This is a genomic window from Glycocaulis sp., assembly GCF_052168375.1.
In the GTDB taxonomy this organism is placed as follows: domain Bacteria; phylum Pseudomonadota; class Alphaproteobacteria; order Caulobacterales; family Maricaulaceae; genus Glycocaulis.
Genome location: NZ_JBQLZR010000201.1, coordinates 1 through 9,106, shown reverse-complemented (window position 1 = coordinate 9,106; position 9,106 = coordinate 1). Strand labels below are relative to the sequence as shown.

The window sequence follows — 9,106 nt, the reverse complement described above, 5'->3', positions numbered from 1 at the left end:
GACCGACTGGAGCCCCTATTCCTTCACCATGAACTGGCGCTTTACCCGTCCCGGCGAAGTGCGTTTCGAGGCCGGCGAAGCGGTTGCCCATTTCTTCCCCGTGCGCCGGGATCTGTTCGAGCGGATCACGCCGGAACTGCGCTCCATCCACGCCGACCCGAAAACGGCAGAGCAGATGAATATCTGGCGGGAAAGCCGCGAGGATTTCTCGGGCCGTCTCAAGACCGGCGACAAGGCTGCGGTAGAGGAGAAATGGCAGAAGGGCTATTACCGGGGCCTTCTGCCGGATGGCCGCAAAGGCCCCGCGGACCACAAGACCAAGGTGCGCGTGCCGGAATTTACGCTCTCCCCGCCCAAGCCCGGCAAGGTTCGCTGACGGTTCACTTCCTCACCACTGGCCAGGCAAGCTCACGCGCGGCGGTGACCGGCTCCATGCCTTCAATGCCATAGGTTTCGGGATAGCGCCGCGTGATCTTCGCGGTGCCGAACAACACATCCCAGAAGAAGAGCAGATTGCCGTAATTGCCCTTGTAGTTCGTCACGCCGTCCTCCTTGTGAAGGCCGTGATGGGCAGCGTGCGTGGCGGGCGTGGAGATGGTGCGCTCGATCACCCACATGAGGGGCGAAAGCGCCTTGATCCGGTAGAGCGGCTCGTCCCAGCGCCAGGCGGAATGCGCGCCGAAAATCACCGTCATCTTCACGATCAGATAGACGATATAGACCGGCCCGAAACCCAGATGGACCAGCACGGCCGACACCCAGATGCCCGGCATGAAGAGATAGTAGAAAAGATTGTTCCGGTAGGCGATGCGCACGCTCATATAGCCGCCCGAATGGTGCGCGCGATGCAGGTTGTAGAGCCAGGGGAAGGTGTGGCTCGCCCGGTGCCACCAGTATTGCGTCATGTCATCGCCAATGAGCAGGATGGCGACCATTGCCCACCAGGGCAGGAAGGCCAGAGCCCCTTCCGATCCGGGACGCACCCATTCCGCCAGCAGCGGCGCAATCGCGAAGATGGCCGGCACGGTCAAAAGGATGATGGTAAGGGTGGAAACCGCCTCGATGACCACGTCTCGTGACGAGGCGCGCCCCTTCGGACTGAACCGCCCGACGACGATCTCCAGTAGCGCAAAACCGATGAAAATGGCGGGAATGACGATCTTGGTATCGAACATGGGCGTCGGGATCCTCCAGCCCTGAGTGTCCGCAAGCTCGCCCATAACCGCCAATACAATTAATTGATCTAGGCATAACCAGGTGGCATAATTTGTTTCATGCTGTCCTTGCGCACCGCTCGCCTATTCGTTGCCTGCGCCGATACCGGCACGCTGACGGCAGCGGCCGCACGGCTCAATGTCTCACAGCCTGCCGCTACCAAGTCACTCGCCCAGATGGAGGCGTCACTCGGCGGCGCGCTTTTCCAGCGGGCGGGGCGGCGCCTTGTGCTCACGGCGCTGGGCGAGGCCATGTTGCCGCGCGCGCGGACCCTGGTGCAGCAGGCCCGCGACATGGAGGCCGAGGCGCGCCGCTGGAAGTCGGGGGAGGAAGGCGCCATCCGGCTCGGTACCGGACCGGCGATTGCCTACAGCCTCCTGCCCGATGCAGCCGGCCTGTTCTACAGCCAGGGCCGCAATGTCCGCCTGACGGTGCGCTCCGGGGCTGCGGGCGAGCTGATCGAACGCCTGCGCAAGGGCGAGCTTGATCTGGTGGTTGCCGATAGCGGCGACGAGGAGGCGGGGCCGGATCTGACGCTGCAGCGCCTGCCTGACCAGCACCTTGCGGCAGCCGTGCGGCCCGGACACCCCGCTCTTGCCGGCGAGGCTCTGGAAAACTTCGCCATTGCCACCGCGACGCCGCCCGGCCGCCTGCGGCAGTTTCCGCTTGGCTGGAATGCCGGTCCCCCCGGCATTGTTTGCGATGATTACGCGGTGCTCGCGCGCGCCGTCTCCGTGTCGGACCATATCCTCATTGCGCCGCAGCCGGTCATGACGCGCCTTTTGGCCGGGCACCAGCTGGCAGCCCTGCCCGTGCCCGTATCCGGCCTTGTGGTCCGCCCGGCCCTGATCTGGCGCAGTGATGCGCCAACAAGCGCTGCACGCGAGGCGCTATGCGCCTGTTTCGACACGCTGGGAAAAGCCCTGTGATTCGGCTCAAGCACGCTTGAGTTCGCCGCTGGCGCGAATGCAATCTCCGGCTTCGTCACTTCGATATAGAAACTCTATTGGAAGTGAAGCGGAATTATCGGCTTTACCAATCATTAATCGGGGAGGGAGGAGCTTGATTGAAACAGGAGTTCCCCATGTTCGAGCTTCCCTCCGCCTCCCGCTCCATCCTCCAGGCCCTCGAGAAGTCCTACGCCGTCATCGAGTTCAAACCCGATGGCACCATACTGCGCGCCAACGCAAATTTCTGTGCCGCACTTGGCTACCGCCCGGAGGAAGTCATCGGGCGTCATCACCGCATGTTCGTCACACCCGAGCAGGCGGCCTCGCCCGATTATGCGCGCTTCTGGAGTGAACTGCAGGCGGGCCGGTTCAACTCGGCAGAGTTCCGGCGCATCCGCAAGGATGGCAGCGATATCTGGATCGAGGCGACCTACAATCCGGTGCTGGGCCGCGACGGCAAGGTAGAGCGCGTCGTCAAGCTGGCGACCGACATTACCGAGAAGCGTCTGGCGCGGTTTGATTACGAAAGCCAGATCAGCGCCTTCAATGAGTCGCAGGCACTGATCGAGTTTGACCTGACCGGGCATATCCTGTCGGCCAACCGCAATTTCTGCGCCGTGATGGGCTATGAGGCCTCCGAGGTGATCGGCAAGCATCACCGCATGTTCTGTGAAGCTGAATATGCCGCCTCGGCGGAATACGCCGCCTTCTGGGAAGCTCTGGGGCGCGGCGAGTTCTGCGCCGGAGAGTACAGCCGTCTGGCCAAGGGCGGGCGCGAGGTCTGGCTGCAGGCCTCCTACAACCCGGTTCGGGACTTACGCGGTGAGCCGGTAAAGATCGTAAAACTCGCGACGGACGTGTCAGCGGCGGCAAAGGCCCGCGCCGAACGGCGCAGGGCGCAAGCCGAGATCGCCAGTGAACTGAAAAGCGTTGCCACCGGCACAGCCAGCTCGACCAGTCAGGCCCGCGATGCTGAAGCCGCCTCGATACAGGCATCGCAGAACGTGCAGGCAATTGCCTCCGGCGTGGAGGAGCTTTCCGCCTCGTTCGGGGAGATCGGACGGCGGGTGAGCGAGGCTCTGAATGTATCGCGCGCCGCCGTGGAGAACGCGCGCAACACGCGTCAGACCGTGACGGGCCTTGCCGATTCCGCGCAAGCGATCGGCAAGGTGGTCGAGTTGATCAATGCCATTGCCGAGCAGACCAATCTTCTCGCCCTCAACGCCACGATCGAGGCAGCGCGGGCCGGCGAGGCGGGCAAGGGATTTGCTGTCGTGGCCAGCGAAGTGAAGTCCCTCGCCAGCCAGACCTCGAAGGCGATTGACGACATCACCGTCCAGATCACTGCCGTGCAGACCTCCACACAAGGCGCTGTCAGCGCGATTGACGAGATCAGCCGGGTGATCGAGCAGGTCGACGAGATTTCCGCGAGCATCGCCGCGGCCGTCGAAGAGCAGAGCGCTGTCACCGAGGATATCAGCCGCAACATGCAGACGGCCGCCATCGGCGTCTCGCAGGTCTCCGATGCGGTAAAAGATATTGCCGCTTCGACGGTCCAGATCGACCAGTCGGCGAGCCGGCTCAACACGCTGGCAGCGGCTATCGGCTAGCGGCGCCGCCGGCGGGGCTTCCTCGGGTCGGCGTTCGCGGTCATCACGAGCACGCCGGAAAACCCGAGCGCAAACAGCACGCCGACCGCGAGGCCTGCAATCCAGCTTTCCAGAAGCAGGGAGAACAGGAGTGCCAGCAGCACTCCTGTCCCTATGGGCAAGACCATCACCCTCAAGGGTGGCAGTTTGCGCTTATTGCGTGAGGCCGGTGATGTCACGATAGAAGGTCCAGACCATGCGTTCGGTCGTGATGAAACCCCAGTTCCACGCTTCATGGAAGTCGGCAAGCGGCGCTGCGGCCTGAATGGCCTCCAGGTCATGGCCTTCCTCGACCAGAGCGGCAACGCGGGCGCGTCCCTCGATCAGCATGTCGCGGCTGGCGATCAGGTCGTCGCGCGTGGAGAGCGGGCCGTGACCGGCAATGAAGCGCGTTTCCGCATTGGTAAAGCCGATGATTTCGTCCAGCGCGGCGATATAGCCATTCACCGTGCCACCGGCATCAAGATCGATGAACGGGAACAGGCCTGAGAAGAGCAGGTCGCCCATATGGATGATGTTCGCATCAGTCAGATAGACGATGATGTCGCCATCGGTGTGGGCGTCGGGATAGTGCAGCACCTCACCCGTCACGCCGAAGCGTGAAAGCATCATTGCCTGGCTGACGAGGATGTCGGGCAGGAATTCCTCACCAAGCGCTTCCGGGGTGCGCCCGGTGAGCTGGCTCTGCACCGGATTGGCAAGACGTTCGGCCACGTTCTCGTGCGCGAGAATGCCAGCGCCAAGGGCAGCGAAATGGGCATTGCCCAGCACATGGTCGCCATGAAAGTGCGTATTGATGACGAGGGTCGGTGCCCGTCCGCCCGTCACGTCCATGACCGCAGCTTCGAGGTCTTCCAGAAAGGGCGGCATCTGGGTGTCGATCAGGATGACGTTATCGCCCGCCTCGACCACCGCGACATTGCCTGCGCGCGCATTGGCCAGCATGGAAATGCCGTCTTCCAGTTCGGTGACCTCAAAGCCGGCCTGCGCAAAGGCGCTGGCGGCGAGGATCAGGCTGGCTGTGATGCCGGCCGAGAATGTCTTCAGCATGGGTAGGTCTCCTCCCGGGTTGCAGTGCCGCACAGACATGGTTCGCCTGCAGCCTTGCGTCCAGCTTAACGCGGAATTCACCACAGCGCTCCAGTTTCTCCAGCCATGAAACGCGCTGCCATTGTCCTTCTTGCTGCCAGCTTGCTCGCTGCCTTCGCCAGCGCCGGCGCTGCGTCGGGCCAGAATTGCGACACGCCCTCAGGCCATCCGGTTCCGCGCTTTGTCACCCTGAAGTTTGCAGAGGTGCGTGGACGCATTGGCCCGTCTACCGGCCATCCGGTGCGCTGGGAATATGCCCGCCAGGGGCTGCCGGTCGAGATCGTTGCCGAGACCGCCGACTGGCGCCGGGTGCGCGATCCCGATGGCGAGGAAAGCTGGATGCACAGGCGCACGCTCACAGGGCGGCGCGCCGTCCATGTGCAGCAGGAAACCGCCCTGCATACCCGCCCCGATGATCAATCGCCGCAGACCGCGCGGGCACTGCCGGGCGCGATTCTGTGGCTGGAACGCTGCCGGTCCGGCTGGTGCCGCCTCGAATCAGACGGTGTGCGCGGCTGGGTAGTGGCCTCCCATGTGTGGGGCACCTACGCCTATGAACGCGCCGAGACGGCAGACCCGTCTGCCCCGTCCACCCCGCCCTGTTCGGCGGACGATACGCAGGCGCGTGAGCTTGCCAGCGCCACGCAGGAGCAAGGTCTCTAGCCTGTCATCCCGCCTGCCTGCTGCAACGGGGGGAGACATGGGCCTCTGCGCCGGTCTAGATTGCCCGCACATTCAAACAGGGCAGGGGCCATTACCGGCCCGCCTACCGTCTCCACCCGGCCCGGCAGTCCGTTTTCACGGACGCAGAGAGCGGCATCGGCAAGTCAGGCAGAAAACGCATGTCCCAATACCCATCCAGCTTCAATTATGACGGTCTCATAGAGTGCGGGCAGGGCAAGCTGTTCGGTCCGGGCAATGCGCAGCTGCCCTTGCCGCCCATGCTGATGGTGGACCGCATCACCCACATTTCCGGCGAGGGTGGCCAGTACGGCAAGGGTCAGGTCGTCGCAGAGCTCGATATCAACCCGGATCTCTGGTTCTTCGCCTGCCATTTCGAAGGTGACCCGGTCATGCCGGGTTGCCTCGGCCTTGATGCGATGTGGCAGCTCGTCGGCTTTTTCCTCGGCTGGTCCGGTGCACCCGGCAAGGGCCGCGCGCTGGGCGTCGGCGAGGTGAAATTCACCGGCCAGGTCACCCCGGACGTCAAGAATGTGCGATACGTGATTGATCTCAAGCGCGTCATCATGCGCAAGCTTGTGCTCGGGCTTGCCGATGGCCATGTCGAGGCGGATGGCAAGGTGATCTACACCGCCACCGACCTGCGTGTCGGCCTGTTCAGGCCCGAGGACATGAACCAGCCAGGAGCGTCTGCATGAGGCGTGTTGTCGTTACAGGAATCGGCATTGTCTCCTCCATCGGGGAAGACATGGAGAAAGTGGCTGCAGCCCTGAAGGCCGGCAAATCCGGCGTGATCGCTGCGCCGGAATATGCCGAGCTGAACTTCAAGTGCCAGGTGCATGCCCGCCCGCCCGTGAAGGCCGCCGACCATGTCGACAAGCGCGCCATGCGCTTCATGGGTGAGGGAGCCGGCTGGGCCTACATGTCCATGGAGCAGGCCATAGCCGATGCAGGCCTTGATCCCAGCGATGTCTCCAATCCGCGCACCGGCCTGATCGTTGGTACGGGTGGCCCCTCGACGGAAGCCATTGTCACCGCCGCCGATGTCACGCGGGACAAGGGTCCGCGCCGGATCGGCCCGTTCGCGGTGCCCAAGGCCATGGCCTCGACCGGCTCGGCCACGCTCGCCACGCCCTTCCAGATAAAGGGTATCAACTATTCGATCAGCTCGGCCTGCACCACGTCGCTGCACTGCATCGGCGCGGCGGCCGAACAGATCCAGTGGGGCAAGCAGGACGTGATGTTCGCCGGTGGCGGCGAGGAATTGCACTGGTCGCTGTCCAATCTCTTCGACGCCATGGGCGCGATGAGCTCGGCCTATAACGACACGCCCGAGCGCGCCAGCCGTGCCTTCGACAAGGATCGCGACGGCTTCGTCATCGCGGGCGGTGCGGGTATTCTGGTGCTCGAGGAATACGAGCGGGCAAAGGCGCGCGGCGCAAAAATCTATGCCGAGATTGTCGGCTATGGCGCGACCTCTGACGGCCATGACATGGTTCAGCCCTCCGGCGAGGGCGCGGTACGCTGCATGCAGAACGCCATTGCCGAGGCCGGCGGGCGCAAAATCGACTACATCAACCCGCACGCGACCTCGACGCCGGTCGGAGACATCAAGGAGATGGGCGCGCTGCGCTCCCTCTTTGGCGAGAATGTCCCGGCGCTGTCGGCCACCAAGTCCATGACCGGCCATTCGCTGGGCGCTGCCGGCGTGCAGGAGGCGATCTACTGCCTCCTGATGATGCGTGACGGCTTCATCGCCCCCTCGATCAATATCGACACGCTCGATCCCGAGTTTGAGGGCCTGCCCATCGTGCGCGAAACCACGAAGGCCGACATCACCACCGCCCTGTCGAACTCGTTCGGCTTTGGCGGCACCAATGGCACGGTGATCTTCTCGAAGGTTTGATCATCCTGCATCGTCTTAGGTCCCGGCCCCAGAGCCGGGACCCATACCCCTTGAACCGGCCAATAATTGCGTTTCACCGGCGCATGCCGGTGCCCAGTCTTTTTCTGGGCCCCGACTTTCGTCGGGGAAACGCGTAGTTCCACTCGCGTCTATTGTTGTCATGGCCCGGCTGACCTGCGCCCGCGCAGGCGGATGATGTGCTGAACAGCAACACCCCCCCCCCCCACGTTTTCCACCGCCTTGCTCATCACAAAATCACGTCTTGCCTGCACAAGGGGTGGACGTTAGGGATGGCTTAACCACAATATCTAGATGTTCGAGGGGTGAGGGCACTGATTCACCGGGCCGGCGCGGCAAAGCGGCGCCTTGCCGGAATCATCTCTCCGCCCGACCATGAACCCGACACGTGCCAGACAAGAGGACCAGCATTCGCCATGAGCACCGGCCACATCCTTTCCAGCGACCGTCCCGGCCTGTTGACCCCGAGCTTTGCCTACAAGCCGTTCCGCTATCCGTGGGCGTATGAGTACTGGAAGCGTCAGCAGCAGGTGCACTGGCTGCCCGAGGAAGTGCCGCTGGGCGAGGACTGCAAGGACTGGGCGACCAAGCTCACCGATGGCGAGCGCAATCTGCTGACCCAGATTTTCCGCTTCTTCACGCAGTCCGACGTGGAGGTGGGCGCAAACTACATGGAAAACTACATGCCGCTCTTCAAGCCGGTTGAAGTGCGCATGATGCTGGCCTCCTTCTCCAACATGGAGACGGTCCATATCGCGGCCTACGCGCTGCTTCTGGAAACCATCGGCATGCCTGACACCGAGTTCTCCGCCTTCATGGAGTACCAGGAGATGGCGGCCAAGCACGACTATCTGGGACGTTTCGGCGTCGAGACGGATCGTGACATCCTCACCTCGATGGCGGTGTTCGGCGGCTTCACCGAAGGCCTGCAGCTCTTTGCCAGCTTTGCCATGCTGATGAACTTCCCGCGCTTCAACAAGATGAAGGGGATGGGCCAGATCGTGTCCTGGTCGGTGCGCGACGAGTCGCTGCACTGCGAAGGCATGATGAAGATGTTCCACACCTTTGCGGAGGAAACCGGCGCTTATACGCAAGCGGTCAAGGACGACATCATCGATTGCTGCAAGACGGTGGTGAGCCTTGAGGACAAGTTCATCGAGCTTGCCTTCGAGGCCGGCCAGGTCGAGGGCATGACGCCGGACGACATCAAGAAATACATCCGCTACATCGCGGACTGGCGCCTGAACCAGCTGAAACTTCCGCCCGTGTTCGGGGTGAAGGAACACCCGATTCCGTGGCTGACCGAGATCCTGAACGGGGTCGAGCACGCCAATTTCTTCGAGGCGCGTGCCACCGAATATTCCAAGGGTGCCACCAAGGGTGACTGGCACGGCGATGAGGGCGTCTGGTCGAACTTCGACCAGTGGGTGTCGAAAAAGCGCACGTTGCCGACCCAGGCCGAACTCGCCGAATAGGCTTTCGATACAAAGCGATAGGAAAAGGGGCGGGGCAACCTGCCCCCATTTTTCGAGCCCTGCCTCCTTGTCATCACCCGCGTATGCGGGTGATCCATGCCTGAAAAGTGGTGTCCTCCCCCG

The 9,106-nt window shown here is 63.0% G+C and carries 10 protein-coding genes; 7 read left to right on the top strand and 3 right to left on the bottom strand.

Going from position 1 to position 9,106, the window contains the following annotated elements; genetic code table 11:
• On the top strand, positions 1-376 hold a 376-nt coding region (locus tag ACTS2Z_RS07900; RefSeq protein WP_442572669.1), incomplete at its 5' end, for a DUF6065 family protein.
• A gap of 4 nt (positions 377-380) precedes the next feature.
• Here ACTS2Z_RS07900 and ACTS2Z_RS07895 read toward each other — a convergent pair.
• Positions 381-1,175 carry a sterol desaturase family protein gene (locus ACTS2Z_RS07895; RefSeq protein WP_442572668.1) on the bottom strand — a complete coding sequence of 265 codons (795 nt, stop codon included), beginning with the start codon at positions 1,173-1,175 and terminating at the stop codon, positions 381-383.
• Positions 1,176-1,274: 99 nt separating this feature from the next.
• Between ACTS2Z_RS07895 and ACTS2Z_RS07890 the strand changes: the two genes are divergently transcribed.
• Complete coding sequence (locus ACTS2Z_RS07890) at positions 1,275-2,144, top strand: LysR family transcriptional regulator (RefSeq protein ID WP_442572667.1); 870 nt, start codon at positions 1,275-1,277, stop codon at positions 2,142-2,144.
• 155 nt (positions 2,145-2,299) lie between these two features.
• Entirely contained in the window at positions 2,300-3,775 is a 1,476-nt protein-coding gene (locus ACTS2Z_RS07885) for a methyl-accepting chemotaxis protein (protein ID WP_442572666.1), read from the top strand.
• Here ACTS2Z_RS07885 and ACTS2Z_RS07880 read toward each other — a convergent pair.
• Positions 3,772-3,936, bottom strand: a complete 165-nt coding sequence (locus ACTS2Z_RS07880) for a hypothetical protein (protein WP_442572665.1) — start codon at positions 3,934-3,936, stop codon at positions 3,772-3,774. The two genes, ACTS2Z_RS07885 and ACTS2Z_RS07880, sit on opposite strands and share 4 nt — an antisense overlap.
• Positions 3,937-3,967: 31 nt before the next feature.
• Complete coding sequence (locus ACTS2Z_RS07875; protein WP_442572664.1) at positions 3,968-4,864, bottom strand: MBL fold metallo-hydrolase; 897 nt, start codon at positions 4,862-4,864, stop codon at positions 3,968-3,970.
• A gap of 105 nt (positions 4,865-4,969) precedes the next feature.
• Between ACTS2Z_RS07875 and ACTS2Z_RS07870 the strand changes: the two genes are divergently transcribed.
• The 4 genes from ACTS2Z_RS07870 to ACTS2Z_RS07855 all read left to right on the top strand — a co-directional run bounded on the left by ACTS2Z_RS07870 (position 4,970) and on the right by ACTS2Z_RS07855 (position 8,983).
• The gene (locus ACTS2Z_RS07870; RefSeq protein ID WP_442572663.1) at positions 4,970-5,566 is read left to right on the top strand and encodes an SH3 domain-containing protein; all 597 of its coding nucleotides are present in this window, start codon (positions 4,970-4,972) and stop codon (positions 5,564-5,566) included.
• A gap of 179 nt (positions 5,567-5,745) precedes the next feature.
• Entirely contained in the window at positions 5,746-6,282 is a 537-nt protein-coding gene (gene fabA / locus ACTS2Z_RS07865; RefSeq protein ID WP_442572662.1) for a 3-hydroxyacyl-[acyl-carrier-protein] dehydratase FabA, read from the top strand.
• Positions 6,279-7,490, top strand: coding sequence for a beta-ketoacyl-ACP synthase I (gene fabB, locus ACTS2Z_RS07860; RefSeq protein WP_442572661.1), 1,212 nt, complete (start codon positions 6,279-6,281; stop codon positions 7,488-7,490). Before fabA ends, fabB begins: the two co-directional genes overlap by 4 nt.
• Before the next feature lie 434 nt (positions 7,491-7,924).
• Positions 7,925-8,983, top strand: coding sequence for a ribonucleotide-diphosphate reductase subunit beta (locus ACTS2Z_RS07855; RefSeq protein ID WP_442572660.1), 1,059 nt, complete (start codon positions 7,925-7,927; stop codon positions 8,981-8,983).
• The last annotated feature ends 123 nt before the right edge of the window (positions 8,984-9,106 follow it).